The 26314-nt window shown below is 63.6% G+C and carries 25 protein-coding genes; 17 read left to right on the plus strand and 8 right to left on the minus strand.

Translation table 11 applies throughout. From position 1 onward, the window contains the following. The first annotated feature begins 1 nt into the window (after position 1). The 6 genes from FQ755_RS28485 (at position 2) to FQ755_RS28510 (ending at position 6613) form a co-directional block, all read left to right on the plus strand. Entirely contained in the window at positions 2–1489 is a 1488-nt protein-coding gene (locus FQ755_RS28485; RefSeq protein ID WP_144158702.1) for a sugar ABC transporter ATP-binding protein, read from the plus strand. Further along, complete coding sequence (locus tag FQ755_RS28490) at positions 1470–2483, plus strand: ABC transporter permease (protein ID WP_144158705.1); 1014 nt, start codon at positions 1470–1472, stop codon at positions 2481–2483. Before FQ755_RS28485 ends, FQ755_RS28490 begins: the two co-directional genes overlap by 20 nt. Before the next feature lie 97 nt (positions 2484–2580). Then, the gene (locus tag FQ755_RS28495; RefSeq protein ID WP_144158708.1) at positions 2581–3543 is read left to right on the plus strand and encodes a substrate-binding domain-containing protein; all 963 of its coding nucleotides are present in this window, start codon (positions 2581–2583) and stop codon (positions 3541–3543) included. A gap of 58 nt (positions 3544–3601) precedes the next feature. Next, positions 3602–4660, plus strand: a complete 1059-nt coding sequence (locus FQ755_RS28500; protein ID WP_144158713.1) for a sugar phosphate isomerase/epimerase family protein — start codon at positions 3602–3604, stop codon at positions 4658–4660. Positions 4661–4700: 40 nt separating this feature from the next. Next, positions 4701–5852, plus strand: a complete 1152-nt coding sequence (locus FQ755_RS28505; protein ID WP_260858898.1) for a Gfo/Idh/MocA family protein — start codon at positions 4701–4703, stop codon at positions 5850–5852. A 53-nt stretch (positions 5853–5905) separates the two neighbouring features. Beyond that, complete coding sequence (locus FQ755_RS28510; RefSeq protein ID WP_144158718.1) at positions 5906–6613, plus strand: NAD(P)H-binding protein; 708 nt, start codon at positions 5906–5908, stop codon at positions 6611–6613. A gap of 42 nt (positions 6614–6655) precedes the next feature. Here the strand turns inward: FQ755_RS28510 and FQ755_RS28515 are convergent, their stop codons facing one another. The 3 genes from FQ755_RS28515 to FQ755_RS28525 form a co-directional block, all read right to left on the minus strand. Beyond that, positions 6656–6913 carry a hypothetical protein gene (locus FQ755_RS28515; protein WP_144158721.1) on the minus strand — a complete coding sequence of 86 codons (258 nt, stop codon included), beginning with the start codon at positions 6911–6913 and terminating at the stop codon, positions 6656–6658. 102 nt (positions 6914–7015) lie between these two features. After that, positions 7016–8176, minus strand: coding sequence for an ABC transporter substrate-binding protein (locus FQ755_RS28520; RefSeq protein WP_144158724.1), 1161 nt, complete (start codon positions 8174–8176; stop codon positions 7016–7018). Positions 8177–8243: 67 nt separating this feature from the next. Continuing rightward, on the minus strand, positions 8244–9185 hold the full coding sequence (locus FQ755_RS28525; RefSeq protein WP_144158727.1) for a CysB family HTH-type transcriptional regulator: 942 nt from the start codon (positions 9183–9185) through the stop codon (positions 8244–8246). Between the two features lie 217 nt (positions 9186–9402). Between FQ755_RS28525 and FQ755_RS28530 the strand changes: the two genes are divergently transcribed. The 6 genes from FQ755_RS28530 (at position 9403) to cobA (ending at position 15628) form a co-directional block, all read left to right on the plus strand. Then, positions 9403–11082 carry a nitrite/sulfite reductase gene (locus FQ755_RS28530; RefSeq protein WP_144158730.1) on the plus strand — a complete coding sequence of 560 codons (1680 nt, stop codon included), beginning with the start codon at positions 9403–9405 and terminating at the stop codon, positions 11080–11082. Between the two features lie 23 nt (positions 11083–11105). Beyond that, a complete protein-coding gene (locus FQ755_RS28535) occupies positions 11106–11657 on the plus strand; it encodes a DUF934 domain-containing protein (RefSeq protein ID WP_144158733.1) in 552 nt (183 codons plus the stop codon). Then, the gene (locus tag FQ755_RS28540) at positions 11654–12394 is read left to right on the plus strand and encodes a phosphoadenylyl-sulfate reductase (RefSeq protein ID WP_144158736.1); all 741 of its coding nucleotides are present in this window, start codon (positions 11654–11656) and stop codon (positions 12392–12394) included. The genes FQ755_RS28535 and FQ755_RS28540 overlap by 4 nt, the downstream gene beginning before the upstream one ends. A gap of 78 nt (positions 12395–12472) precedes the next feature. Continuing rightward, complete coding sequence (cysD, locus tag FQ755_RS28545; RefSeq protein ID WP_144158739.1) at positions 12473–13435, plus strand: sulfate adenylyltransferase subunit CysD; 963 nt, start codon at positions 12473–12475, stop codon at positions 13433–13435. Between the two features lie 18 nt (positions 13436–13453). Then, a complete protein-coding gene (locus FQ755_RS28550) occupies positions 13454–14770 on the plus strand; it encodes a sulfate adenylyltransferase subunit 1 (RefSeq protein WP_186308690.1) in 1317 nt (438 codons plus the stop codon). A gap of 99 nt (positions 14771–14869) precedes the next feature. Continuing rightward, on the plus strand, positions 14870–15628 hold the full coding sequence (gene cobA, locus FQ755_RS28555; protein WP_144158745.1) for a uroporphyrinogen-III C-methyltransferase: 759 nt from the start codon (positions 14870–14872) through the stop codon (positions 15626–15628). 676 nt (positions 15629–16304) lie between these two features. Here cobA and FQ755_RS28560 read toward each other — a convergent pair. From FQ755_RS28560 to lptF, 3 genes are read right to left on the minus strand one after another with little or no spacing between them, the layout of a single operon-like run. Continuing rightward, positions 16305–16676, minus strand: a complete 372-nt coding sequence (locus FQ755_RS28560) for a sirohydrochlorin chelatase (RefSeq protein ID WP_144158748.1) — start codon at positions 16674–16676, stop codon at positions 16305–16307. Positions 16677–16684: 8 nt separating this feature from the next. After that, entirely contained in the window at positions 16685–17833 is a 1149-nt protein-coding gene (gene lptG / locus FQ755_RS28565) for an LPS export ABC transporter permease LptG (protein WP_144158751.1), read from the minus strand. 3 nt (positions 17834–17836) lie between these two features. Then, a complete protein-coding gene (gene lptF, locus FQ755_RS28570; RefSeq protein ID WP_144158754.1) occupies positions 17837–18937 on the minus strand; it encodes an LPS export ABC transporter permease LptF in 1101 nt (366 codons plus the stop codon). A 133-nt stretch (positions 18938–19070) separates the two neighbouring features. On the opposite strand from lptF, the gene FQ755_RS28575 reads away from it, so the two are divergent. The 3 genes from FQ755_RS28575 to FQ755_RS28585 all read left to right on the plus strand — a co-directional run bounded on the left by FQ755_RS28575 (position 19071) and on the right by FQ755_RS28585 (position 21798). Then, positions 19071–20597, plus strand: a complete 1527-nt coding sequence (locus FQ755_RS28575) for a leucyl aminopeptidase (RefSeq protein ID WP_144158757.1) — start codon at positions 19071–19073, stop codon at positions 20595–20597. Between the two features lie 46 nt (positions 20598–20643). After that, on the plus strand, positions 20644–21060 hold the full coding sequence (locus tag FQ755_RS28580) for a DNA polymerase III subunit chi (protein ID WP_144158760.1): 417 nt from the start codon (positions 20644–20646) through the stop codon (positions 21058–21060). 111 nt (positions 21061–21171) lie between these two features. Next, positions 21172–21798: a DUF2486 family protein gene (locus FQ755_RS28585; RefSeq protein ID WP_144158763.1), complete on the plus strand. Its 627-nt coding sequence runs from the start codon at positions 21172–21174 to the stop codon at positions 21796–21798. Positions 21799–21826: 28 nt separating this feature from the next. Here the strand turns inward: FQ755_RS28585 and FQ755_RS28590 are convergent, their stop codons facing one another. Together FQ755_RS28590 and ilvD are read right to left on the minus strand one after the other, a co-directional pair. Then, positions 21827–22153, minus strand: coding sequence for a c-type cytochrome (locus FQ755_RS28590; RefSeq protein ID WP_144158766.1), 327 nt, complete (start codon positions 22151–22153; stop codon positions 21827–21829). 123 nt (positions 22154–22276) lie between these two features. After that, complete coding sequence (gene ilvD / locus FQ755_RS28595; RefSeq protein WP_144158769.1) at positions 22277–23950, minus strand: dihydroxy-acid dehydratase; 1674 nt, start codon at positions 23948–23950, stop codon at positions 22277–22279. 220 nt (positions 23951–24170) lie between these two features. Between ilvD and FQ755_RS28600 the strand changes: the two genes are divergently transcribed. Both FQ755_RS28600 and lgt read left to right on the plus strand, forming a co-directional pair. Next, the gene (locus FQ755_RS28600) at positions 24171–25154 is read left to right on the plus strand and encodes a LysR family transcriptional regulator (protein ID WP_144158772.1); all 984 of its coding nucleotides are present in this window, start codon (positions 24171–24173) and stop codon (positions 25152–25154) included. Positions 25155–25345: 191 nt separating this feature from the next. Further along, positions 25346–26251 (plus strand): prolipoprotein diacylglyceryl transferase, encoded by a 906-nt coding sequence (lgt, locus tag FQ755_RS28605; protein WP_144158775.1) that lies wholly within the window; start codon positions 25346–25348, stop codon positions 26249–26251. Positions 26252–26314: the final 63 nt, after the last annotated feature.

Here is a 26314-nt window from a genome sequence, read left to right on the forward strand (position 1 = left end):
CATGAGCCTCGCCGTTCGTTTCGACGACATCCGCAAAGACTTCGGCCCGGTGCGCGTGCTGCATGGCGTGAGCTTCGAACTGACGCCTGGGCGCATCTACGGGCTGCTCGGCGAGAACGGCGCGGGCAAATCCACGCTGATGAAAATTCTGTCCGGCTACGAAGCGGCCACCGCCGGCACGCTGCTGATCGACGGCGCGGCGCAGCAGTTCGCCAGTTCGCGCGAGGCGGAGGCGGCCGGCATCGTGCTGATCCACCAGGAATTCAACCTGGCGGAGCATCTGACCATCGCGCAGAACATGTACCTGGGACACGAAAAGCGCCGCGGCTGGCTGCTCGACGACACGGCGATGCGTGCCGAGGCCGCCCGCTATCTCGCGCAAGTGGGCCTGAAGAAGCCGCCGGAGACCCAGGTGCGCGAGCTGATCGTCGCCGAAAAGCAGATGGTGGAGATTGCCAAGGCGCTGTCGCGCAACGCGCGCCTGCTGATCATGGACGAGCCCACCGCCACGCTCACGCCGTCCGAAACCGAGCGCCTGTTTGCGCTGATGACGAAGCTGAAGGCCGACGGCGTCACCATCATCTACATCTCGCACAAGCTCGATGAAGTGGAGCACATCACCGACGAGGTGATCGTGATGCGCGACGGCCGCTTCGTGGCGCGCGGCGCCACCGCGGATCTTGCGCGTCAGCAGATGGCCAACCTGATGGTCGGGCGCGACGTCTCCGACATGTTTCCGGACAAGGTGACGGTGGCCGCCGGCGCCGCCATTGCCCTGAAGGTCGACAGCCTCGCCGTGCCGGATTGGGTCGAAGACCTGAGCTTCGAGGTGCGCGCGGGCGAAGTGCTCGGTTTCGCGGGGCTGGTGGGCGCGGGCCGCACGGAGGCCTTCGAAGCGATCCTCGGCCTGCGTCGTCGCACGGCCGGGCGCATCGAAATCGGCGGCCGCGCGGTGCAGATCAAACGGCCGCGCGACGCCATGCGCCACGGCCTCACCTATCTCAGCGAGGACCGCAAAGGCAAGGCGCTGCACGTCGATCTCAACCTGCAGGACAACCTCACGCTGATGACGCTCGAACACTACGCGCATCCCTTGCTCGATCTGAAAGCGGGACGCGCGGCGCTCAAGGAGGCGGTGGCCGACTTCGGCATCCGCACCGGCGACCTGTCGAGCCGCGCGCGCATGCTGTCCGGCGGCAACCAGCAGAAGCTCGCGCTCGCCAAGTTCCTGCAACCGGAGCCGAACGTGATCGTGCTCGACGAGCCCACGCGCGGTGTCGATGTCGGTTCGAAACGCGACATCTATTTTCTGATTCACCGGCTTGCTGCCCAGGGACGGGCGGTGATCGTCATTTCATCCGAACTGATCGAGCTGATCGGTCTGTGCCATCGCGTCGCCGTGATGCGCGCGGGCCGCCTGCAGGCCACGCTCGACCTCGACCACCTGACCGAAGAGGAGTTGATCGCTCATGCGACCGGCACCCACTGAAGCGGCGCAATCCGGCCGTGCCATGCGTCTCGCGCATCATCTGTACGGGCTGGGGCCGCTCGTCGGCCTCGTGGTGCTGTGCGTTGTCGGCACCTTGCTCAATCACGATTTCGCCACCGTCGACAACCTGATGAACGTGCTCACGCGCACCTCGTTCATTGGCATCATCGCGGTGGGCGAGACCTTCGTGATCATTTCCGGCGGCATCGATCTGTCGGTCGGCTCGATGGCCGCGTTGATCGCCGGCAGCATGATCTGGCTGATGAACGGTTTGTCGGCGGGCGTCGGCGGACATAGCTTCGCGCCGCTCGCGATCATCGCCATCGGCATCGTGCTGGCGTTCGTGCTCGGCGGCCTGTTCGGCTGGGCGCACGGCCTGTTGATCACCAAAGGGCGGATCGAGCCGTTCATCGTCACGCTGGGCACGCTCGGCATCTTTCGCGCGGTGCTGACGTGGCTCGCCGACGGCGGCGCGCTCACGCTCAACAACTCGCTGACCGATCTTTATAGCCCTGTCTATTACGCGAGCCTGCTCGGCGTGCCGGTGCCGATCTGGGTGTTTCTCGTGGTGGCCGCGGGCGGCACGCTGATCCTGAATCGCACCGCGTTCGGCCGGCACGTGCAGGCGATCGGCTCGAACGAACAGGTGGCGCGTTATGCCGCGATCCGCGTCGATACGGTCAAGATCATTACTTACGTACTCCTTGGTATTTGCGTCGGCGTCGCCACGGTGCTGTACGTGCCGCGGCTTGGTTCGGCCACGCCGACCACCGGCATCCTGTGGGAGCTGGAGGCGATCGCGGCGGTGGTGGTCGGCGGCACTGCGCTCAAGGGCGGCGAGGGGCGTGTGATCGGCACGGTGATCGGCGCGATCCTGCTGTCGGTAATCGCGAACATTCTGAATCTCACCAGCATCATCAGCGTGTATCTGAACGCGGCGGTGCAAGGTGCGGTGATTATCGTCGTGGCGTTTTTGCAGCGCGGGCGGCGGTAAGGCGTGGTGGCAGGGGCATGGCAGAGGTATGGCAACGCGGCAGGCAATCCAAGAAACCGGGGCGTGCGAGAACGCCTCATATATCGGAGACAAAACCATGAAGCAGGTCATTCGAGCGATCAGCGCCGGCGTGCTGGCGTTGGGGATACTGGGGGCCGCGGGCGCAGCGCGGGCCGACGACAAGGTCATTCTGGGCGTGGCGATACCGACGGCCGACCACGGCTTCACCGGCGGCATCGACTGGTGGGCGAACAAGGCCAAGGAGGACATGGAGAAGGCGCATCCCGATCTGAAGGTGATCCTCAAAACCTCGGCGAGCGCGCCGGAACAGGCCAACCAGTTGCAGGACATGGTGACCGTCAACAAGATCACTGCACTGGTGATCTTCCCGCATGAATCGGCTTCGCTGACCCAGCCGGTGGCGCAGGTGAAGAAGAAGGGCATCTACGTGACGGTGGTGGATCGCGGTCTGACCGACACCAGCGCGCAGGATGCCTACGTGGCCGGCGACAACACGGCCTTCGGCAGGCTCGCCGGCGAATACTTCTGCAAATCGCTGAACGGCAAGGGCGATATCGTCGCGCTGCGCGGCATCCCGACCACGCTCGATAACGAACGCTATAGCGCCTTCACCGAAGCGCTGAAGGCATGCCCCGGCGTGAAGGTGCTCGATGCCAAATACGCCAACTGGAATCGCGACGACGCCTTCAAGGTGATGCAGGACTATCTGACGCGCTTCAAGCACATCGACGGCGTCTGGTCCGCGGATGACGACATGTCGGTGGGCGTGCTCAAGGCCATCGACCAGGCGAAGCGCACCGACATCAAGGAAGTGCTGGGCGGCGCCGGGTCGAAGGAGATGATCAAGCGCGTGCTGGACGGCGACAAGATCATCAACGCCGACGTCACGTATTCGCCGAAGTTCATCTACGACGCCATCAAGCTGACCGCCGAAGCTCGCCTGAAGGGCCAGACGCTGCCGCCGAAGACGATCATTCCGTCGGTGCTGGTCACCAAAGACAACGCGAAGGACTACTACTTTCCCGATTCACCGTTCTGACGCGCCGGCCGCGTGTCACGGCGGCGCGCGGCCCAACCTCCAAACGAGGAGCGACACCATGAAGACCATCAAGGGACCGGCAATCTATCTGGCCCAGTTCCTGGGCGACAAGGCACCCTTCGACTCGCTGGAAAACCTCGCCGGCTGGGCGGCCAGTCTTGGCTACGAGGGCATCCAGGTGCCGGTCGATGCGCGCCTGATCGACCTCGAACAGGCCGCGTCGAGCCAGACCTATTGCGACGAACTGCTCGGGGTGGCGGCGGACGCCGGCGTGCAGATCACCGAACTGGCGACCCATCTGCAAGGTCAACTGGTGGCCGTGCATCCCGCTTACGACCCGCTATTCGACGGTTTTGCCGCGCCGCACGTGCGCGGCAATCCGCAGGCGCGCACCGAATGGGCGATCCAGCAGGTGAAGCTGGCGGCGCAGGCGTCGCGGCGGCTCGGGCTCGATACGCATGTGTCGTTTTCCGGCGCGCTCGCATGGCCGTATATGTACCCGTGGCCGCAGCGGCCTGCCGGGCTGGTCGACGCCGCTTTCGACGAACTGGCGCGCCGCTGGACGCCGATTCTCGAAGCCTTCGACGACGTCGGCGTCGACGTGGCGTATGAACTGCATCCGGGCGAAGACCTGCACGACGGCGTCACGTTCGAGCGCTTTCTGGAGCGCCTGAACGGCACCCGCGCACAGCGCCGCGCCAATATCCTGTTCGATCCGAGCCACTATGTGTTGCAGCAACTCGATTACCTCGCGTTCATCGATATCTATCACGAGCGCATCAAGGTCTTCCATGTGAAGGACGCTGAGTTTCGTCCGTCGGGCAAGGCGGGGGTCTACGGCAGCTATAGCGACTGGGTGGAGCGGCCGGGGCGTTTTCGCTCGCTGGGCGATGGCCAGATCGATTTCGGCGCGATCTTCTCGAAGATGGCGCAATACGATTACCCCGGCTGGGCCGTGCTCGAGTGGGAATGCGCGCTGAAGCATCCGGAAGACGGCGCGCGCGAGGGCGCGGACTTCATCCGCCGGCACATCATTCGGGTTGCTGAACATTCTTTCGACGACTTCGCCGGCAGCGGCATCGATACGGCGCAACTGAAGCGCGTGCTGGGCATCTGAGCGGCGCGGGCCGCGGCGTCTCATCAAAGGAGCATTTCCCATGACACGAAAGTTACGGCTGGGCATGGTCGGCGGCGGGCAGGGCGCGTTTATCGGCGCGGTGCATCGGATTGCCGCGCGCCTCGACGACCGTTTCGAACTGGTGGCGGGCGCGCTGTCGTCCGATCCGCAACGCGCTCAGGCGAGCGCGGCCGAAGCCGGCATTGCCCGCAGTTACGCGGACTGGCGCGCCATGGCGCAGGCCGAGGCCGCGCGGCAGGGCGACGGTATCGACGCGGTGGCGATCGTCACGCCGAACCATCTGCATGCGCCGGTGGCGACGGCGTTTCTCGAAGCCGGCATTCACGTGATCTGCGACAAGCCGCTGGCGGTTTCGCTCGCCGAAGGGCAGGCGCTCGCCAAACTGGCGCGCGAGAAGAAGAAGCTGTTCGCGCTGACCCACACCTACTCCGGCTATCCGATGGTGCGTCATGCGCGTGAACTGGTGGAGGCGGGCGAGATTGGCGAGATGCGCGTCGTGCAGGTCGAATACGCCCAGGACTGGCTGTCCGAACCGCTCGAGCAATCCGGCGCCAACAAACAGGCCGGCTGGCGCACCGATCCACAGCAGGCAGGCCCCGCCGGATGCCTCGGCGATATCGGCACGCATGCCTATCATCTGGCGTCGTTCGTCACGGGGCTGAAGCCGAGCGCGCTCGCGGCCGAACTGCACACCTTCGTGCCGGGGCGCCGCGTCGACGATCACGTGCAGGCCATGCTGCGCTACGCGAACGGCGCGCGCGGCATGCTGTGGGCGAGCCAGGTGGCAAGCGGGGAAGAAAACGGCCTGCGGCTGCGCGTTTATGGCACCAAAGCGGGCCTCGCCTTCGATCAGGAAAATCCCAACGAACTGTGGTTCACGCCGCTCGGCGGCGCGGCGCAGCGGCTGACGCGCGGCCGCGTGCAAAGCGCCGTCGCGGCGCATGCGACGCGCGTGCCGCCGGGGCATCCCGAGGGCTATCTGGAGGCCTTCGCGCAGCTCTACCAGGACGCCGCGCTGCAGATCGAAGCGCTGGACGCAGGCAAGGAGCCGCCGCCGGAAAGCCGGCTGCTGACAACGGTCGACGACGGCGTCGCCGGCTTGCATTTCATCGAAGCGGTGCTGGCGAGCAGTGCGGCCGATGGGCGGATCCAGGAAGTGCGCGGCGCATGACAGTTTCGTCGACGCGGTAAGATGCGGCGGTGCCCCTTTTCAAGGACTCACGCATGTCGACTTCTTTCGCGCCAGGCCCGGCCCATGTCGTTCGCAAACAGACCGTGTTGCTGCTCGGCGGCACCGGATTGGTCGGAACGGCATGTTTGCGGCTGCTGGCCCGCGACGACCGGGTCGGCGAGGTGCGGCTGCTGGTGCGGCGGGCGTCGGCCGCGACGCTGGCGGGTCTGGATGCGACCAACCGGGTGGTCGAGCATGTGATCGACTACGACTGGCCCGACGCGGAGTCGGACATCTTCAAGGTCGATTCGGTGATCTGCGCGCTGGGCACCACCATCCGCACGGCGGGCTCGCAAAACGCCTTTCGCAAAGTGGACTACGAGTATCCGCTGCGGATTGCCGGCATCGCGCGCCGCCACGGCGCGTCGCACTTTGCGATTGTCAGCGCGATCGGCGCCGATTCGCAGGCGCGCACGTTCTATAGCCGCGTGAAGGGCGATGTCGAAGAGGGGCTCAAAAAGCTCGATTATCCGGTGCTGACCATCGTGCGGCCGTCGTTCCTGATGGGGGAGCGCGAGGAGAGTCGTCCGCTGGAGAGCATCGCGCGGCGTGTGGGGATGTATCTGCCGCCGAAGTGGCGGTCGATTTCAGTCGAACGCGTGGCCCGGGCGCTGGTGACCGAGGTGCTCAGCGACGATACGCGCGGCGTGAACATCATCGAAAATGACGCGCTGCACCGCGCGCCGCCGCTGTGCCGGTAGCCGCGAGGGGCGACTCGCGCGCGGCACGTGGGTGCGCGGTCCTTAGCTCTTGCTGTTCCTGATCTGCTCTTCGAACGCCAGGTCGAGCTTGCTCGCCTTGCGCGGCTTCGGCGGCCCGAAGCCATCGACGAATTTGACGAAATCGTCGAGTGTCAGCGGATCGGAAACTTTCTTATCGGTTCCGCTCGATTTGTCGACCAGATAAAACAGGCCGCCGGACAGGCTGATCGCCGCGAACTGCGGGTTGCCGCTGCGGGCTTTCAGCCGTTCGACGGCGTGGATGGCTCGGGTAGTGCGCATGATGGGAGACGGCTGGCGGGGAGAAAGACGACTACTGTAACAACATCCGCCGGGTTCGCGCCTGATTGCGGCGCGGCCCCGGCCCGGGTGTTGGCGGCTCGGTTACTGGCTGAGATACGTAAACTTCCCGTCCTTGATAATACCCATCACGCTGGCCCGCTGATCCAGCCCAACGTGATCCTTCGCGCTGGTGTTGACTACGCCGTTCGGCACCACCAGCTCATGCGCGTGCTCCAGTTCATCGCGCAGCGCGACACGGAAGGCCGGCGTGCCCGGTTGCGCGGTTTTCAGCGCGCGCGCCACGGCATCCTGCAGGCGCGGATACACGCCGGCCGCATCGCCGGCAAACTGCGTGACCGAACCCGGACCGTACTTCGCTTCATACGCATTGACGAAAGCCAGCGCCGCCTTCTTCGCGGGATGATCGGCCGGCAGCGTGCGCGCCACCACCACCGGCTGGGTCGGAAACAGCGTGCCTTCGACATCCTTGCCGCCCAGCTTGATGAATTCCGGCGTCGCAATGCCGTGCGTCTGATAGATCGGGCCCTTGAAGCCGCGTTCGATCAGCGTCCGCTGCGGCAGCACCGTCGGCGTTCCGGCGCCGGCAATCAGGATCGCGTCGGGGTGCGCGGCCATCAGCTTCAGCACCTGACCCGTCACGCTCGCGTCCGTGCGATTGAAGCGCTCGGTGGCGACCAGCTGGATATGGCGCAGCGCCGCGAACTTCGAAAACTCGTTGAGCCAGCTTTCGCCGTAGCCGTCCGCGAAGCCGATGAAGCCCACTGTCTTCACATTGTGGTTCGACATGTAGCGCGTCATCACATCGGCCATCGCGCTGTCGGTCTGGGCCATCTTGAAGGCCCACACGCGCTTGCCTTCCTGCGGTTCGACGACACTTGCCGAGCCGACCAGCGTGATCATCGGCGTCTGGCTTTCCGCCGCCGGGTCCAGCGCGGCCATCGCGGCCGGCGTGATATTGGGCCCGACGATCACGTCGACGTGGTCTTCATTGATCAGCTTGTGGATGTTGCGCACCGCGGCGCCCGGGTCGGAGCCGTCGTCGAGAATGATGTACTCGGCTTTCTGGCCGGCAATCGTGTCCGGCCACATTAGCATGGCGTTCTTGCTGGTAATGCCGATCACGGCCGCCGGGCCGGTGCTCGACAGATCGACGCCGACTTTCAGGTCGGCATGTGCGGCCGTGGCGGCGAACAGGGCGCCGAGCACGGCGAGGCCGCGCAGGGTCTTGTAATACGACGTCATTCGAAGGTCTCCGTGGCGCAACGCGGCAAGAACAGCGGAAAAGGGAAGAAGGAACGGCGAATCCGGCTCAAAGCTCGTAGCTCTCGTGCTCGCCCTTGAGCGCCTGCTCGATCAGCTTGCGGTTCATGCTCGGCGACAGCAGTTCGACGAGCGTATACACATAGCTGCGCAGGTAGGCGCCGTGCTTGAGCGCCACGCGCGTGACGTTGCTGCCGAATAGATGCCCGACCGGCATGGCCCGCAGATGACGGTCGCGCTCGGCGTTGAAGGCGATATCGGCCATGATGCCGACGCCCAGCCCCAGTTCGACGTAGGTTTTGATCACGTCGGCGTCGATTGCCTCCAGCACGATGTCCGGCACGAGCCCGCGCAGGCGGAACGCCTCGTTGATCTTGGTGCGGCCGGCGAACGCGTTGTCGTAAGTAATCAGCGGATATTGGGTCAGATCGTCCAGCGACAGCAGCTTGCGGTCGAGCAGCGGGTGGTCCGGCTGCATTACCGCGACGTGGTGCCACTGAAAGCACGGCAGCGAGACCAGCTCCTTATAGTTGGAGATGGCCTCGGTGGCGATGGCCAGATCCGCCTGGTCGTGGATCACCATCTCCGCCACCTGCGTGGGGTTGCCTTGCAGGATCGAAAGGTGAACTTTTGGAAAGCGCTTCTTGAATTCGGCGATGGCGGCCGGAAGTGAGTAGCGTGCCTGTGTGTGAGTGGCGGCAATCACGAGGTTGCCTTGGTCCTGCGCCGCGTAATCCTTACCGACCCGCTTCAGACTCTCAACCTCCTGTAGGATCTTTTCGACAGAAGCGAGGATAATGCGGCCCGGTTCGGTCAACGAGCGCACGCGTTTGCCGTGCCGGGTGAAGATTTCGACGCCTAGCTCGTCTTCGAGCTCGATGATCGCCTTCGAGACGCCAGGCTGGCTTGTATACAGTGCCTTGGCGGCTTCGGTGAGGTTGAAGTTCTGCCGCACGGCCTCGCGCACGAAGCGGAACTGGTGCAGGTTCATATATAACCTCTGCGCATATCAAAAGAATTTTTTAGTCGTTTGAAGTATATGGGGAGTTTATTACTATTTCCCCATCTTTTTCAATATGGATATCTGTTTTTGTCATTAGCACCTGAGCGGCGGGTCTAAAGGTTCCGCTCAGCCTTGGTGGCAAAGGCAGAGGTCTCGGCGCGGCGCAACCGGAGCGCGGCGTGTAACGCAAAATTGGGGTCCCCGAATGTACCAATACGATCAGTACGACCAGACCATCGTCGATGAACGGGTCGCGCAATATGCCGATCAGGTTCGCCGCCGCTTGTCGGGCGAATTGAGCGAAGAGGAGTTCCGTCCGCTGCGTCTGCAGAACGGTCTGTACATGCAGCGTCACGCGTACATGCACCGCATCGCGATTCCCTATGGCAATCTGCGCAGCGATCAGATGCGCGTGCTGGCCACCATCGCGCGCGAACACGACCGCGGCTACGGCCATTTTTCGACGCGCACGAATATCCAGTACAACTGGATCAAGCTCGAAGAAACGCCGGAAATCCTCCGCAAGCTGGCGGCCGTGCAGATGCATGGCATCCAGACCTCGGGCAACTGCATCCGCAACATCACGGCCGACCAGTTCGCCGGTGTGGCGCCTGACGAGGTCGTGGATCCGCGTCCGTGGGCTGAAATCCTGCGTCAATGGTCGACGTTCCACCCGGAATTTGCGTGGCTGCCGCGCAAGTTCAAGATCGCCGTCTCCGGCTCGCAGGAAGACCGCGCCGCCGTGCAAATTCACGATCTGGGCGTGTATCTGAAGAAAAATGAGCAGGGCGAACTGGTGGTCGACATTCTGGCCGGCGGCGGCATGGGCCGCACGCCGATTATCGGCGCGATCATCCGCCGCGATCTGCCGTGGCAGCATCTGCTGACTTACGTCGAAGCTGTCCTGCGGGTGTACAACCGCTACGGCCGCCGCGACAACCTCTACAAGGCGCGCATCAAGATTCTGGTGAAGGCACTGAGCCCGGAGAAGTTCTCGGCTCAGGTGGAAGAGGAGTGGCAGCATCTGAAGGATGGCCCGTCCACGCTGACGCAGGCCGAAGTGGACCGCGTCTCGCAGTATTTCGCGCCGCCGCAGTACGAAAAGCTGCCGGACACCGACGCCTCGTTCGAAAAGCATCTGCTGGAAAACCGCGGCTTCGCCCGCTGGGTGGAGCGCAATGTGCGTCCGCACAAGGTGACCGGTTATGCATCGGTGACGCTGTCGCTGAAGCCGACCACCATCGCCCCCGGCGACGCCACCGATGCACAGATGGAAGCCGTGGCCGACTGGGCCGATCAGTATTCGCTCGGCGAGATTCGCGTGTCGCACGAGCAGAACCTGATTCTCGCCAACGTGAAGAAGCGTGACCTGTTCGAGCTGTGGGAAAAGGCCAAGACGCAAGGATTCGCGACGCCGAACATCGGCTTGCTGACCGACATCATCGCCTGCCCCGGCGGCGATTTCTGCTCGTTGGCCAACGCGAAGTCGATTCCGATTGCGCTGGCTATTCAGGAGCGCTTCAACGATCTCGACTACGTATACGACCTTGGCGACGTGTCGCTGAACATTTCGGGCTGTATCAATGCCTGCGGTCACCATCACATCGGCAACATCGGCATTCTGGGCGTCGATAAGGACGGCTCGGAGTGGTATCAGGTGACGCTCGGCGGCGAGCAGGGCACGGGCGCCACCGGCGCGCATGTTGGCCGCGTGATAGGTCCGTCGTTCGCGGCCGAAGAGATGCCGGATGTGATGTCGAAGGTGATCGACACATTCGTGGAGCATCGCATTGAAGGCGAGCGCTTCATCGAAACGTACAACCGCATCGGCATCACCCCGTTCAAGGAACGCGTGTACGCCTCGCGTCAACCGGCTCACGCGTAACCGCGACAAAGGATACTGAACAGATGGCTTCTATCATCAAGAACCGCACGATCGTCAACGATGACTGGACGGTGGTGCGCGCCGCGGAAGACGGCGCCTTGCCCGCCGTGGACGCGTTGCCGGCCGGCAAGATCATCGTGCCGCTGGTTTTGTGGCAGACCGAGCGTGACGCGCTGACGGCTTCGCGCAGTGCCGCCGAGATTGCGGTATGGCTCGCGGCGGACAGCGAACCGGCCGATATCGTGGCCGATTTCGACAAGATTGCGCTGATCGGCGTGGATTTCCCGGTGTTCCGTGACGGCCGCGGCTACAGCATTGGACGCCTGCTGCGCGAGCGCTATGGCTACAAGGGCGAGCTTCGCGCGATCGGCGACGTGCTGCGCGATCAACTGACGTTCATGTTCCGCTGTGGTTTCGACGCCTACGCGGTGCGCGCGGATAAAGACCTGCACGACGCGCTGAAAGCGTTCGACGAATTCACCGTGCAGTATCAGGGCGCGGTGGACAACCCGTCGCCGCTGTTCCGCCGTCGTGAAGCGGCGAGCGCTGCTCTTGCGCAAAAGGTATCGGCATGAGTGCCGCTGCTTCCGTGACGCCCGAACTCACGGCGAAGATCGAGCGGCTGAACATGCTGCTCGATTCGATCGCGGCGCGTCACGAGAATGTGAAGCTCGCCAGCAGCCTCGCTGCGGAAGATATGCTGCTCACGCACGCCATTTTGTCGCGCGGCGTGAAGATCGGCATTTTCTCGCTGAACACCGGCCGTCTGCATGCCGAAACGCTCGGCATGCTCGATCGCGTGAAAGAGCGCTACGGGTACGAGATCGAACAGTTTCACCCGCAGGCTGCGGCGGTAGACGAATACGTCGCCTCGCATGGTCTGAATGCATTTTACGAAAGCGTCGATCTGCGCAAGCGTTGCTGCGAGATCCGCAAGGTCGAGCCGCTGAACCGCGCGTTGTCGGATGTGAGCGCGTGGGTCACGGGTCAACGCCGCGAGCAATCGGTGACGCGTGCCGAACTGCACGAGGAAGAGCACGACGCCGCGCGCAATATCGCCAAGTTCAATCCGCTCACGGACTGGACCGAAGCCGATGTGTGGGCGTACCTGACGGCGTTCGACGTGCCGGTCAATCCGCTGCATGCGCGCGGTTATCCGAGCATCGGCTGCGAACCGTGTACGCGGGCCATCCGCCCCGGCGAGGACAGCCGGGCAGGACGCTGGTGGTGGGAGTCGCGCGATACGAAGGAATGCGGCCTGCACATCACGACGATCCCGATTGCGGTCGTCAGCGAAAACGCCTCGGCCTGAACGCCGGCATGGCTCTCGATAGAATCTTTGCGTGACGCGGGCAGCCGCCTGCGACACGAACTCACGAAGGACCCGAACATGAGCACCACGCTCGATTCCACTGTCAATGCACCGCTCACCCACCCGGCGAACCGGATGGATCACCTCGACTGGCTCGAAGCTGAATCGATTCACATTCTGCGCGAACTGGTCGCCGAATGCAGCAAGCCCGCGCTGCTGTTCTCGGGCGGCAAGGACTCGGTGGTAGTGCTGCATCTGGCCTTGAAGGCGTTCGGTCTCGGCGCGAATCGCAAGACCGTGCTGCCGTTTCCGCTGGTGCACATCGATACGGGCCACAACTATCAGGAAGTGATCGACTTCCGCGATCGCCGCGCTACGGAGATCGGCGCGGAGCTGGTGGTGGGTCACGTGGAAGATTCGATCAGGCGCGGCACTGTGCGTCTGCGCCGCGAGACGGATTCGCGCAATGCCGCGCAGGCCGTGACGCTGCTCGAAACCATCGAACAGTACGGCTATACCGCGCTGATCGGCGGCGCGCGCCGCGACGAAGAAAAGGCCCGCGCCAAAGAGCGGATTTTCTCGTTCCGCGACGAATTCGGCCAATGGGATCCGAAGGCGCAGCGCCCGGAACTGTGGAGCCTGTACAACGCGCGTCTGCACAACGGCGAACACCTGCGCGTGTTCCCGATCTCGAACTGGACCGAACTGGACGTGTGGCAATACATCGCCCGCGAACAGCTCGAACTGCCGTCGATCTACTACGCGCATCAACGCGAGATCGTGCGCCGCAATGGCCTGCTGGTGCCGGTGACGCCGCTCACGCCGATGCGTGACGGCGAGACGAGCGAAATGGCCCAGGTGCGCTTCCGCACGGTGGGCGATATCAGCTGCACCTGCCCGGTGGAAAGCGATGCCGACGACCTGGAAAAGATCATCGCCGAAACGGCCGTCACCGAAATCACCGAACGCGGCGCCACGCGGATGGACGATCAGGTCTCCGAGGCCGCGATGGAACAGCGCAAGAAGCAAGGTTATTTCTAAGCACACGACCGTAGGAACATCATGAGCATTCAACAACCGCAAGACCTCGGCGTGCTGCGCTTCATCACCGCGGGTAGCGTCGACGACGGCAAGAGCACGTTGATCGGGCGTCTCCTGTACGACAGCAAGGCTGTGCTGAGCGATCAGCTTTCCGCGCTGTCACGCGCCAAGAACAAGCGCACCGTGGGCGACGAAATCGACCTCTCGCTGCTGACGGACGGCCTCGAAGCCGAACGCGAGCAGGGCATTACGATCGACGTCGCGTACCGCTACTTCGCCACGGCCAGGCGTAAGTTCATCATCGCCGACACGCCGGGTCACGAGCAGTACACGCGCAACATGGTGACGGGCGCCTCGACCGCGCACGCTGCGATCATCCTGGTGGACGCCACCCGCGTCACTTTCGTGGATGGCGTGGCGCAACTGTTGCCGCAAACCAAGCGCCATAGCGCGATCGTCAAGCTGCTCGGTTTGCAGCACGCCATCGTGGCGATCAACAAGATGGACCTGGTGGACTACAGCGAAACGCGCTTCAACGAGATTCGCGATGCGTATGTGGAACTCGCGCGTCAGCTGGGCCTGAACGACGTGCGCTTCGTGCCGGTGTCGGCGTTGAAGGGCGACAACATCGTGACGGCGAGCGAACGCATGCCGTGGTACGCGGGCGAACCGCTGCTGGACCTGCTCGAAGCACTGCCGGTGTCGATCCCGACGGGTCAGGCGCTGCGCTTCCCGGTGCAATGGGTGGCGCGCCAGGACGGCAGCCAGGCGGACGATTTCCGCGGCTACATGGGCCGTATCGAAGCGGGCGAAGTGAAGGTGGGCGACACGATCGTGGTGCTGCCGGCGAACCGCGAAGCGACGGTGGCGGAAATCATCGCACCGGTGCCGGGCGGCACGGCGCATGTGGAACGCGCCTTTGCAGGCCAGACGGTGACGCTTCGTCTCGCGCAAGACGTGGACGTTTCGCGCGGCGATACGTTCGTGCTGCGCGAAGCAGCGCCGGAACCGGCGAAGAAGCTGGAGGCCGACCTCTGCTGGTTCGACGACACGCCGCTGTCGACGCAACGCAAGTATCTATTGAAGCAGACCACCAACACCGTGTTCGCGCGAATTGGCGCAATCAGACAGGTGCTGGACGTGCACACGCTGTCGCACGCAACGGACCGTCTCGATCTGACGATGAACGACATTGGCCGGGTGGCGCTGACGCTGCAAAAGCCGCTGGTGTGTGACGTGTACGATTCGCACCAGGGGACGGGCGCATTCGTGCTGATCGACGAGGCGACCCACCACACGGTGGCGGCCGGGATGATCCGGGCGTTCTCGGCATAAGAGCTTAGAGGACACGTGGTTCAGTAACGGCTTCGCGAAGCGGTTTGCGCGCTTGCGGCGACGGGTTTTGCACGAACCGGATGAATGGGGTAGAGGCAAATGGGTAAGGTGTATCTGATCGGCGCAGGGCCTGGGGCCGCGGATCTCATCACGGTCCGGGGCGCGCGGCTGCTTGGCATGGCGGATGTAGTGCTGCACGACGCGCTGGTCGAACCGGCGATGCTCGGCTATGCGCCTTCGCATGCGCGCAGAATTGCGGTCGGCAAGCGGTGCGGGCAGCTATCGACGGCGCAGCAGTTCATCAACAAGCAGATCGTGGATGCGGCGCAGGAGCACGAAGTGGTGGTGCGCCTGAAGGGCGGCGATCCGATGCTGTTCGGCCGCGCCGACGAAGAGATGCGGGCACTCGAGGCGGCCGGCATCGAGTATGAAGTCGTGCCGGGGATTACGGCCGCGTTGGCGAGTGCGGCTTCGCTGAAGCGGTCACTGACGCTGCGCGGGGTATCGCGTAGCGTTGCGCTGGCGACGCATAGCCGGGCCGCCGATACGCAGGCTATCCGCGAGCAGGTGAATGCGGATTCGCTGGTGTTTTATATGGGCCGGGATAGTGGACCTGAGATTGCTCGGCAACTTATCGATGCAGGGCGCGATGGGGCGACGCCGGTGGCCATCGTCGAAGCCTGTAGCACGGCTCGTGAACGGATGCTCACACTTACTTTGTCTGAGCTTGCCGCTGGGGCGGCGCAGGAGTGGCTTGATGCGGCGCAGCCTAGTCTTCTTATGATTGGGGATGCCTTTGCGGATCGTAGTGGTGAGGGGCGGGTTTCTTGTTTGGATGGGGGGTTGAGGGTGGCGTGAGGGGGTTTTTTTGTCTTCGCGACGCTTTGGTGGTTGGTCTGGTTTTTTGGCCTTTCCTTGCTGTGTTAGTGGTCTATTAGCGTTGCCCCTGTGCGGGGCGGCACTTACTTTCTTTGCCGCCGCAAAGAAAGTAAGCAAAGAAAGCGGGCTGCAACCGCCAGCCCGTAGTGAGCCATCCCGGTCTGCAACCGGGAACGGCCCAAGACGAGATGTTCTCTCGCATCACCAACTCCTAATGACACAGGGCTCATCCGTTCCGGCGTCGCGCTGCGCGCCCCGCCGTTGGGCATAACTTCTTCGGTGGGCTGCGCGCGTCGCGTATTGATTAGGCCTCCGAATATTTTCAGGTCCACCTACTCCCTCATCACACGCCCCGTTATAAGCTGACCTATCCGCCGCGCACGAAGTGCGCTGGCGGGATGAATGAGCGCCTTGTCACGAACGGGGTAAATGCGATGGATGGTCTCGTCTCGGACCACTCCGGCGTCAAGCAAGTGGTGGACACCTACAGGCTAGCGGTTGCAGCCCGCTTTCTTTGCTTACTTTCTTTGCGGCGGCAAAGAAAGTAAGTGCCGCCCCGCACAGGGGCATGGCCAATAGACCACTAACAAAGCAAGGAAAGGCCAAAACATCCAGACCAACCACCAACCCGCCGCAGGCAAAAAAACCGCTAAACCTACACCTGCCGAAGGCAATAAACAACCACAGCATCCAGCACCCCGTCATCCTCCCCGACAGCGGTAGCGCATCGAATCGAAACCCCAGGATGCGCATCGCGACAAACATCGAGTACCGCGGGTAAATCCCGCCGCACATGCCCGCCCTGTCCAAAAAAAACAGGCACGACAGTAACAGCGGAACACCCAAGCGCAACCTGCTCGGCCACAGCAGTGGGCAAATCCGGCGTCATCAACTCAAGAAAAGCCAGCGAAACGGGGCCAGCGGCGCCATGCGACACACGCAGCTTTTCGGCCAGACGCTGAAAAGGCTCAGCCCAGCGGGAATCCCGCGCGCCGTGTCCAAAAAGCACAATTCCATGCAACGCCATGGCAGCCCCTAATGTCGGTCCACCCACTTCAACCCAACCAGCCCAAGCACGAGATACACCAACCCAGGCGTCGCCGCCGTCAAAGGCGCGGGCCAGGTATTCAGCATCCCCACGTGCGAGAACAAGGTATTGAACAGCTGGAAGCTCATGCCCAGCATGATCCCGCCGAACACCTTCACGCCCACCACACCTGCCCGCGTATGCAGATACGCAAACGGCAACGACAGCACCAGCATCACCAGCACCGCGAACGGATACAGCAGCTTGCGCCACAGCGCAATTTCATATCGTTGCGTGTCCTGATGATTCTGCTGCAAATGCTGGATGTAGCGGAACAGGTTGAACATCGACATATTGTCCGGCGACACCAGCAGCACCGAGAGAATCTGTGGCGTCAGTTCCGAGCGCAATGAGTATTCCGGCACCGTGGTCTGGCTCGCGCGGTACACCGGATTGAGCGCGTCCTGCGGCGTGCCGGCCGGCGGCGGGACGTCGATCAGTTGGGTATCCGTCACGTCCTTCAGCAGCCAGTGGCCCGGCGGCTGGAACGTGCCGCTCTGGGCAATCCGCACGTTCGACAGACGGAATTTCGAATCGAATTCGTAAATGCGCACGTTCGTGATGGTCGCATCCGGCTGCAGCTTGCCGACGTTGACGAAACGCGTCACCTGTTCGCCATCCGCGCGCGCCGTCAGCGTGTCCTTTACCCATACGCCCGACTCGAAGTTGGTCGACACCGCCGACCCCAATGCCTCGAGCCGCACCCGTTCCGACAGCTGGTCCGTGTACGGTCCCACCACCTCGCCGATGATGTAAGTGAGGATCACGAGCGGGATGCCGATCTTCAGCAGCGAGCGCAGCGCCTGATTCGTCGCCAGACCCGATACGCGGAAAATCGTGTATTCCGAGTTCGCCGCCATCTGCGCGAACACGTAGATGGCGCTGATCAGCGCCGCCACCGGAATGATTTCGTAGAAGCGCGACGGCGTTTGCAGCGCCACGCGCAGCACCGCATATTGAAACTTGTAGTTGCCGTGGCCCACCGAGTTCAGTTCGTTGATCAGGTCGAAGAAGAAGAACAGACCCGAGAACGCGAACAGGACGAAGAGAAACGTGAGGTAGACCTGGCTTGCGAAGTACTTTTCATAGATCCGCATCGGTCAGGCTCCCTGCGACGAGCGTTGGAACATCGTCCTGCTAAACAAGGGACGATTGCGCACGCGCAGCCAGAAAATGATCGCCACGATCCCCGCCACGATGATGTGCAGCCCGAGCAGCCCCACCGGGAAAGACATCTTGCCCTGTTCGACCCACGACTGCACCACGTTCAGCAGGTTCGAATACGTCAGATAAACCAGCACGGCCATCACGAGGTTGAGCGTGCGGCCGCGCCGCGGATTCTGGTGGGCAAGCGGAATGGCGAGCAGCATCAGGTTAATGGCAATCAGCGGCAAGCCCGCGCGCCACGCGAACTCGGCCAGGTTGTCCTTGGTGGGGTTACGGAGCAGTTCCGGCGTCGGCGTGCCGGTGGTGGTCGGGGTGTTGACCACCGGCTGGCTCTGGATTTTCACGCCGTATTTTTCGAATTCCATGATGCGGAAGTCCGGCTTGCCGGGCTCGCCGTCGTAACGGCGGCCGTTTTCGAGCACGACGAAGCGGTCGCCGTTCTTGTGCGTCTCGGTGTGGCCGGTTTTCGACACCACCACGTTGACCTTGCCGTTTTCGGTGCTGGTCACGAAGACGTTCTCGACGCGCGCCTGGTCGGGCGACATCTTCTCGATGAAGAACACGCGGTGGCTCACCGCCGATTCGCGGAACTGGCCAGGCGCGAGCAGCGACACCTCGTCGCGCTGCTGGAAGCGCGCGCGGATCAGCTTGCTCTGCTGGTTCGACCACGGCCAGCCGACGAACACGAAGAACATGATGAGGATGATGATGGGCGTCGCAAACACGCCGATCGGCCGGATGAAGCGCGTCAAACTGACGCCCGAGGCCAGCCAGACCACCATTTCGGAGTCTTTGTACCAGCGTGTCAGGACGAACAGAATGGAGACGAACAGGGTCGCGACCAGCATGATGGCCAGGTAGCCGATCACGGTCAGGCCGATCAGGACCAGCACGTCGCGCGGATCGATTTCTCCGGAGGCGGCGAAGCCGACGATCCGGATCATCATCGTGGTCAGCACGAGCGTGAGAAGAACCATGAACACGGCACCAGCCGTGTACGCGAGTTCGCGCTGGAGGGAGCGTTCAAAGATCATTGTTGATGATGAGAGTGCGTGCCTTCAGGTACGTCCGGGTTGATCCCGTCAGACCCGTGCAGCCGCCGCGGGAAAAATAGCGGATAATTGCGGCTTTCATCCTAAGCCCAGATTTTATCCGAGGACAAGCGCGATGGACTTTAGCATAAAAGCCTGTGATTGGAGCAAAGGCTCTTCGAACGGGTTCCTGACTGGGAAGTCCGATTGCATCGTGATCGGCATTTTCGAGTCACAAACGCTGTCGGGCGCCGCATTGGAGATCGATGCGGCCACCAAGGGTCTCCTGACCCGCATCATCAAAGCCGGTGACATGGACGGCAAGAGCGGTACCTCCCTGTTCCTGCACGAAGTGTCCGGCATCGGCGCTTCACGCGTTCTGCTGGTGGGCCTCGGCAAGCAGGACGCTTTCAGCCAGAAAGCCTACGGCGACGCCGTGCGGGCCGCTTGGCGCGCCATTCTGGCCACCAGGATCGTTCAGGTGACCTTCACGCTGGCGCAGTTGCCGGTGCTCGAACGCACCGCCGACTGGGGCGTACGCACCGCCATCCTCGCGCTGCGCGAACTGTCGTACAAGTTCACGCAGATGAAGAGCAAGCCGGACACCACGCCCCGCGCGCTCAAGCGCGTCGTCTTCAGCGTGGACAGCGGCGACGAAAAAGCGGCCAAGCTCGCCGCCAAGCAGGGTGCGGCGCTCGCCAACGGCATGGACCTGACGCGCGACCTCGGCAACCTGCCGGGCAATGTCTGCACGCCGACGTACCTCGCCAACACCGCCAAGAAGCTCGCCAAAGACTGGAAGCTGAAGGTCGAAGTGCTGGGCCAGAAGCAGCTCGAAGCGCTGCGCATGGGCTCGTTTCTGTCGGTGACGCGCGGCTCGGTCGAACCGCCCCAGTTCATCGTGCTGCAGTATCAGGGCGCCGCTGCCAAGGCCGCGCCGGTGGTGCTGGTCGGCAAGGGCATCACCTTCGATACCGGCGGCATCTCGCTGAAGCCGGGCGAGGGCATGGACGAAATGAAGTACGACATGCTCGGCGCCGGTTCGGTGCTCGGCACGTTGCGCGCCGTCGCCGAAATGGCGCTGAAGATCAACCTCGTGGTGATCGTGCCGACCTGCGAAAACATGCCGTCCGGCACCGCCACCAAGCCGGGCGACATCGTCACCAGCATGAAGGGCCTGACGATCGAAGTGCTGAACACCGACGCGGAAGGGCGCCTGATCCTGTGCGACGCGCTCACCTACGCCGAGCGTTTCAAGCCGGCTGCCGTGATCGATGTGGCCACGCTGACGGGCGCCTGCGTGATCGCGCTGGGTCACCATAACAGCGGCTTGTTCTCGAAGGACGACGCGCTGGCGGGCGAACTGCTGGACGCTTCGCGCGAGGCGTCGGACCCGGCCTGGCGCATGCCGCTCGACGAGGAATATCACGATCTGCTGAAGTCGAATTTCGCGGATCTCGCCAACATCGGCGGGCGTCCGGGCGGCAGCATCACGGCGGCGTGCTTCCTGTCGCGCTTCACCGAAGCGTACCCGTGGGCCCACCTCGACATCGCCGGCACGGCGTGGAAGAGCGGCGCCGCGAAGGGCGCAACGGGTCGTCCGGTGCCGCTGCTGGCGCAGTTCCTGATCGATCGGGCCGCGGACGGTCGCGCTGCACAATGATCGGGCGCAGTACCGACGCACTGCTTGAGGCGCGCAGGCGAAGCCGATGACGAGAATCGATTTTCACTCGAACGTCGGTGATTCGCTGCTGTATGCGTGCCGCCTCGTGCGCAAGGCGTATCTGGCCGGCCAGCCGACTATCGTGCTGGCCGAGCCTGCGCGTCTGCGCGCCTTCGACGAGCAACTGTGGACTTTCGCGCCGCTCGAGTTCGTGCCGCACTGCATGGCGGACAATGCGCTCGCCGCGCAGACTCCCATCGTGCTGGCGGCCAGTCTCGAACGTGTACCGCACTATCAGGTGCTGCTGAACCTCGGTGCCGAGGTGCCGGGGCAGTTCGCGCGTTTCGAACGGTTGCTGGAAGTGGTCGGTAACGCACAGGACGAGCTGGCCGCGGGGCGTGAACGCTATCGCTTCTACCGCGATCGCGGCTATGCTCTAAATAACTACAAGCAGGGCGGTTGACGGCAGCGCGCTGCCGCGTCCGGTTCGGCCCGGCGCTGCCACCGGCAGCCGGCTGCGCTGGCCGGCAGTGCGCCGCTTCCTGATCGCCTGATTCATCGACGGAGTCTATTCGTGCCCGATTCGTCCGATACTACGTTCGATACCTCCATCCCGGTTCTGAACGACATCCTCGTGCCCGGCAAGCCCGAGCACGCCCGGCCTTTGCACGGCGAGGCTGTTGCGCAGGCGCCGTCCGGGGCCAGCGGGTTCGACGCTTCCGCCGAGTCCGCCGCCTATGCCGACTATGCCGCGGAACCGGCTGACGGCGTGACCGTGCATGCCGTGACGGCGGCCCAGGTGCACGCCTTTGACCTGCCCGAGCCGCCGGCGCCATTCGAACTGGCCTCGGCGCCGGAGCCGTTCGAATACACCGATTTGCCCGAACCGGCCGAGCCCACGCAGCCTTTCGAACCCAACCCGGCGTTCCATTTCTCCCGCGCGACGGCTCCGGCCGCGCCGGTTCACAACCTCGATGCCGACCTGCTGGCCGACCGTCTGCGCGGGCGTTTTGCGAGTTATCTGACGGGCGAAGGGCGCGAGGTGATCGAAGCGCGTTGCCGTGATGCACTGCAAGATCACACCATGTGGCTCGTCAACCAGATCACGCGGGAAGTTGCACTGGCGCTCGAAACGGAGATGACCGGCTGGGTGCGCGAAGCGGTCAACGAAGAATTGGCGCGGCGTTCGAGCGAGCATTGACGGCGCCCGAGCGCGCACGGCGTGGCGCTTATTTCAGCGTCAGAATCCAGCCGGCGAGGATGGCGGCCTGATCGGGCGTGAGCTGGGTGTTGGCGGGCATCGTCACCTGGCCCCAGACGCCCGTGCTGCCGTCGATGATCTTATGCGCGAGATAGCTTTCCGCGTCCGGACGCGCGGCATATTTCGCGGCGACGTCGTGCAGCGCGGGTCCCATGAACGGGCGAGTCACCGAATGACAGCTCATGCAGTTCTGCTGCTGCGCGAGCGCAAGGCCGGGAGCCGGCTCGGCCCGCGCTGCGGCGCCGATGGCGAGCGTGCCCGCCAGCGCAATGGCTGCATACGACATTGTTTTCATTCTGGTCTCCGTCGGTGCAGGTGACCGACTTGTGTCAGGCATTATAAAAGGAAAGGGGCGCACGGTTTTTCGTGCGCCCCTTTGGCTTTTCGGGCGGGCTATGGGACCGCGGATGTTCCCGGTCTAGCCTGTCACCGCGCCCTTGTTGGCCGGCAGCGCCAGCGCCGAATATTTCGCCAGCACGCCGCGCGTGTAGCGCGGCTTCGGTTGCTGCCATGCCGCGCGGCGGCGTGCCAGTTCGGCGTCGTCGATATTCAGTTGCAGGAGCAACCGGTGGGCGTCGATGGTGATCGAATCGCCTTCCTGCACCAAGGCGATCGTGCCGCCCACGAAGGCTTCCGGCGCGACGTGGCCCACCACCATGCCCCACGTGCCGCCAGAGAACCGGCCGTCGGTGATGAGGCCGACGCTTTCGCCGAGTCCCTTGCCGATGATCGCCGAGGTTGGCGCGAGCATCTCCGGCATGCCGGGGCCGCCCTTCGGTCCGAGATAGCGCAACACGATCACGTCGCCGGCCTGGATCTTGCCAGCGAGAATCGCTTCCAGCGCGCTTTGTTCGTCGTCGAACACGCGCGCCGGTCCGGTGATGACCGGGTTCTTCAGGCCGGTGATCTTGGCCACCGCGCCGTCCTCCGCGAGGTTGCCCTTCAGGATCGCGAGGTGGCCTTCCTTGTACAGCGCCTTCTCGATTGGGAAAATCACCTGCTGGTCGGCGCGCGGCCTCGCCGGCACATCCTTCAGTTCTTCGGCGAGCGTCTTGCCGGTGATGGTGATGCAATCGCCATGCAGCAAGCCGGCGTCGAGCAGGATCTTCATGACCTGCGGGATGCCGCCGGCCTTGTGTAGATCCGTCGCCACGTATTGGCCCGACGGTTTCAGGTTGCAGAGCACCGGCACCTTCTGTCGCATGCGTTCGAAGTCGTCGATGCTCCATTCCACCTCCGCCGCGTGGGCGATGGCGAGATAGTGCAGCACGGCGTTGGTCGAGCCGCCCGTGGCCATGATCACGGCCACGGCGTTTTCAATCGACTTCTTCGTGATGATGTCGCGCGGCTTCAGGTCCTGCTTGACCGCTTCGACCAGCACGCGTGCGGACTCGGCAGCCGAATCCACTTTCTCCTGATCCGGATTGGCCATGGTCGACGAATACAGTAGCGACATCCCGAGCGCCTCGAACGATGAGCTCATCGTGTTGGCCGTATACATGCCGCCGCACGAACCCGTCGACGGGCAGGCGTTCTGTTCGACCCCTTCGAAGTCTTCCTGCGACATCCGTCCCGCGGTGAATTCGCCCACTGCCTCGAACGACGACACGATGGTCAGGTCGACGCCTTTCCAGCTACCCGGACGGATGGTGCCGCCGTACACGTAGATGCCGGGCACGTTGATGCGCGCGAGGCCGATCATGCCGCCCGGCATGTTCTTGTCGCAGCCGCCGATCACCACCACGCCATCCATCCACTGACCTTGCACGCAGGTCTCGATGCAGTCGGCGATCACTTCGCGCGACACCAGCGAATACTTCATTCCCTCGGTGCCCATCGACATGCCGTCGGAGATGGTCGGCGTGCCGAAGATCTGCGGATTGGCGTCGGCGCCTTTGACGGCGGCCACGGCGGCATCGGCGAGACGTTGCAGGCCGGCGTTGCAGGGCGTGATCGTCGAGTGGCCGTTGGCAATGCCGATCATCGGCTTGTCGAAGTCGTCCTTCTGGTAGCCGAGGGCATAAAACATCGAGCGGTTCGGCGAGCGCGCCACGCCTTGCGTGATGTTTTTCGAGCGGCGGTTGTAGGGCATACGGGCTCCGGTGTTGTTCTGATTGTTGCGCCGGCCTTTCGGATCGCCATGGATCGGATCGGCGCGGCAGGTGGCGAGCTCAACCTGTGCGGCGCGGTTCAGCTCCGTTCTGTTCAGTTTAGGTGGTTTGGATGGCGGCGCAGTCCGCGCGACGGCAGTTTTTCCAGGCGCGCGTGCACTGTATTATTGTGGCCTCATTAGGTCGAAAAACATATCAATCATGTTGCCCGTCACGCCGGATCTGCGTCAGTTGCGCTATTTCATTGCCGTTGCCGAAGAAAAACACTTCGGCCGCGCGGCTGTGCGCCTTTCCATGACGCAGCCGCCGCTCTCGCAGGCCATCCGCGCGCTGGAAGAGACGCTGGGCGTGGAGTTGTTCGCGCGCACCAAGCGCTCGGTCGAGCTGACCCAGGTGGGCGCCGATCTGCTGCCCGAGGCGCGCCGCCTGCTCGCCAGCGCGGAGGCGCTGCGCCCACTCGCGCAAAGTCTCGCGCGCGGCGAGGCGGGGGTGCTGTCGCTGGCGTTCGTGTCCACCGCGGACTACGGCCTGCTGCCGTCGCTGCTGCGTGATTTCGGCATGAGCCATCCGCGGGTGCGGCTGCAGTTGACCGAAGCCACCAGCGACGTCCAGATCGACGAGCTGGTGGCCGGCCGCATCGACGCCGGACTCGTGATCGCGCCGCTGCCGCCGCGGCATGCCGCGCAGTTGTCGTGGCTGCCGATCGCGCGTGAGCCGCTGGTGATTGCGATGTCCTCGGAGACGGCCGCGCGCCTCGAAGGGCGCGGCGCTGACGGTGGCGCCGCGACCATCGCGGAATGGCTCGACGCGCCGATCAGCCTGCGCGATGTCGCCGATGCGCCGCTCGTGATCTTTCCGCGGCGTCTCGCGCCAGGCTTTTATGACATCATTATGGATTGCTACGGCGTGGCCGGCCTCACGCCGCGCATCGGCCAGGAGGCGATCCAGATGCAGACCATCGTGAGCCTGGTGTCGGCGGGCATGGGTGTCGCACTGGTGCCGCAGTCGCTGCGTAACCTGCGCCGCACCGGTGTCGTGTACCGGCCGCTGCGCGAATCGGTGCCGGCCATCGAGACCGGGCTGGTGTGGCGCACCGCGCAGGTGAGTCCGGTGCTGGCCGGGTTTATCGACATCGTGCAGGCGCATGCGGCGAGCGTCGAAGCGCAGGCCGGTCTGCCGCGATGAGGCGCGCGATGCGCGGAGTGAAAGCTGCCCGGCTTACACTGCGCGTTTTGCGTTTTTCGCGGGCGTTTTGCCGGCCTGTTTGCACGTTACTGCCGGCCCGTGGCGAACGCATTGCCGGATGAGCCGTCCAACGCCAGCCCGCCGCATATTATCGAATCCGCTTTTGAACCTGAACTACCCATAACAATACGATGCACATTCATCCCAATTTCGACCCGATCGCGCTCCATCTGGGGCCGCTCGCCGTCCGCTGGTACGGCCTGATGTACCTGGTGGCGTTCATCCTGGCGATCGTCGTCGGCCGGCTGCGTTTGCGTCTGCCATACGTCGCGGCGCAAGGCTGGACCGCCAAAGACATCGACGACATGCTGTTTTACGGTGTGCTCGGCACGATTTTCGGCGGACGTCTCGGCTATGTGCTGTTCTACAAGGCCGATTACTACTTCGCCCATCCGCTCGATATCTTCAAGGTATGGGAAGGCGGCATGTCGTTTCACGGCGGCTTTCTCGGCGTCACGCTGGCGATGGTGCTGTTTGCCTACCAGCGTAAGCGTTCGTGGCTGCAGGTCACCGATTTCGTCGCGCCGATGGTGCCGAGCGGGCTCGCCGCGGGACGCCTTGGCAACTTCATCAACGGCGAGTTGTGGGGCCGCGTCACGGATCCGAATGCGCCCTGGGCGATGATGTTTCCGGGCGCTTCGAACGACGACGCCATCTGGCTGACGAAGCATCCGGAACTGGCCGCGAAGTGGCATCTGAACGATATCTTCGCGCAATACCACATGCTGCCGCGCCATCCGTCGGAACTGTATGAGATCGCGCTTGAAGGCATTACGCTGTTCTTCGTGCTGTGGTTCTTCTCGCGCAAGCCGCGGCCAATGGGGGCGATCTCCGCGGTGTTTCTGATCGGCTATGGTCTCGCGCGCTTCACGGTGGAATTCGCGCGCGAGCCGGATGACTTCCTGGGTTTGCTGGCGATGGGGCTGTCGATGGGACAGTGGCTGTCGATGCCGATGATCCTTGCCGGCATCATCATGCTGGTATGGGCTTATCGGCGCCGTGGGCGCGAAGCGGCCGGCGCGGTTGGCGCGAATTGAAGTAGAAGCAGGGCGTGCCGCTGGTGCGGCACGCATTGAATAAAAACGCTGCGGAAAGCACGG

The organism is Paraburkholderia sp. BCC1885 (assembly GCF_900996235.1).
Taxonomy (GTDB): domain Bacteria; phylum Pseudomonadota; class Gammaproteobacteria; order Burkholderiales; family Burkholderiaceae; genus Paraburkholderia.

Excerpts from the sequence above, each read along its gene's own strand:
- FQ755_RS28510 (WP_144158718.1), top strand. The coding sequence starts at position 5,906 with ATGTCGACTTCTTTCGCGCCAGGCCCGGCCCATGTCGTTCGCAAACAG.
- FQ755_RS28515 (WP_144158721.1), bottom strand. The coding sequence starts at position 6,913 with ATGCGCACTACCCGAGCCATCCACGCCGTCGAACGGCTGAAAGCCCGC.
- FQ755_RS28505 (WP_260858898.1), top strand. The coding sequence starts at position 4,701 with ATGACACGAAAGTTACGGCTGGGCATGGTCGGCGGCGGGCAGGGCGCG.
- FQ755_RS28485 (WP_144158702.1), top strand. The coding sequence starts at position 2 with ATGAGCCTCGCCGTTCGTTTCGACGACATCCGCAAAGACTTCGGCCCG.
- lgt (WP_144158775.1), top strand. The coding sequence starts at position 25,346 with ATGCACATTCATCCCAATTTCGACCCGATCGCGCTCCATCTGGGGCCG.
- FQ755_RS28560 (WP_144158748.1), bottom strand. The coding sequence starts at position 16,676 with ATGGCGTTGCATGGAATTGTGCTTTTTGGACACGGCGCGCGGGATTCC.
- cysD (WP_144158739.1), top strand. The coding sequence starts at position 12,473 with ATGAGCACCACGCTCGATTCCACTGTCAATGCACCGCTCACCCACCCG.
- FQ755_RS28500 (WP_144158713.1), top strand. The coding sequence starts at position 3,602 with ATGAAGACCATCAAGGGACCGGCAATCTATCTGGCCCAGTTCCTGGGC.
- FQ755_RS28580 (WP_144158760.1), top strand. The coding sequence starts at position 20,644 with ATGACGAGAATCGATTTTCACTCGAACGTCGGTGATTCGCTGCTGTAT.
- lptG (WP_144158751.1), bottom strand. The coding sequence starts at position 17,833 with ATGCGGATCTATGAAAAGTACTTCGCAAGCCAGGTCTACCTCACGTTT.
- cobA (WP_144158745.1), top strand. The coding sequence starts at position 14,870 with ATGGGTAAGGTGTATCTGATCGGCGCAGGGCCTGGGGCCGCGGATCTC.
- FQ755_RS28540 (WP_144158736.1), top strand. The coding sequence starts at position 11,654 with ATGAGTGCCGCTGCTTCCGTGACGCCCGAACTCACGGCGAAGATCGAG.
- FQ755_RS28575 (WP_144158757.1), top strand. The coding sequence starts at position 19,071 with ATGGACTTTAGCATAAAAGCCTGTGATTGGAGCAAAGGCTCTTCGAAC.
- ilvD (WP_144158769.1), bottom strand. The coding sequence starts at position 23,950 with ATGCCCTACAACCGCCGCTCGAAAAACATCACGCAAGGCGTGGCGCGC.
- lptF (WP_144158754.1), bottom strand. The coding sequence starts at position 18,937 with ATGATCTTTGAACGCTCCCTCCAGCGCGAACTCGCGTACACGGCTGGT.
- FQ755_RS28490 (WP_144158705.1), top strand. The coding sequence starts at position 1,470 with ATGCGACCGGCACCCACTGAAGCGGCGCAATCCGGCCGTGCCATGCGT.
- FQ755_RS28600 (WP_144158772.1), top strand. The coding sequence starts at position 24,171 with ATGTTGCCCGTCACGCCGGATCTGCGTCAGTTGCGCTATTTCATTGCC.
- FQ755_RS28495 (WP_144158708.1), top strand. The coding sequence starts at position 2,581 with ATGAAGCAGGTCATTCGAGCGATCAGCGCCGGCGTGCTGGCGTTGGGG.
- FQ755_RS28535 (WP_144158733.1), top strand. The coding sequence starts at position 11,106 with ATGGCTTCTATCATCAAGAACCGCACGATCGTCAACGATGACTGGACG.
- FQ755_RS28590 (WP_144158766.1), bottom strand. The coding sequence starts at position 22,153 with ATGAAAACAATGTCGTATGCAGCCATTGCGCTGGCGGGCACGCTCGCC.
- FQ755_RS28525 (WP_144158727.1), bottom strand. The coding sequence starts at position 9,185 with ATGAACCTGCACCAGTTCCGCTTCGTGCGCGAGGCCGTGCGGCAGAAC.
- FQ755_RS28520 (WP_144158724.1), bottom strand. The coding sequence starts at position 8,176 with ATGACGTCGTATTACAAGACCCTGCGCGGCCTCGCCGTGCTCGGCGCC.
- FQ755_RS28530 (WP_144158730.1), top strand. The coding sequence starts at position 9,403 with ATGTACCAATACGATCAGTACGACCAGACCATCGTCGATGAACGGGTC.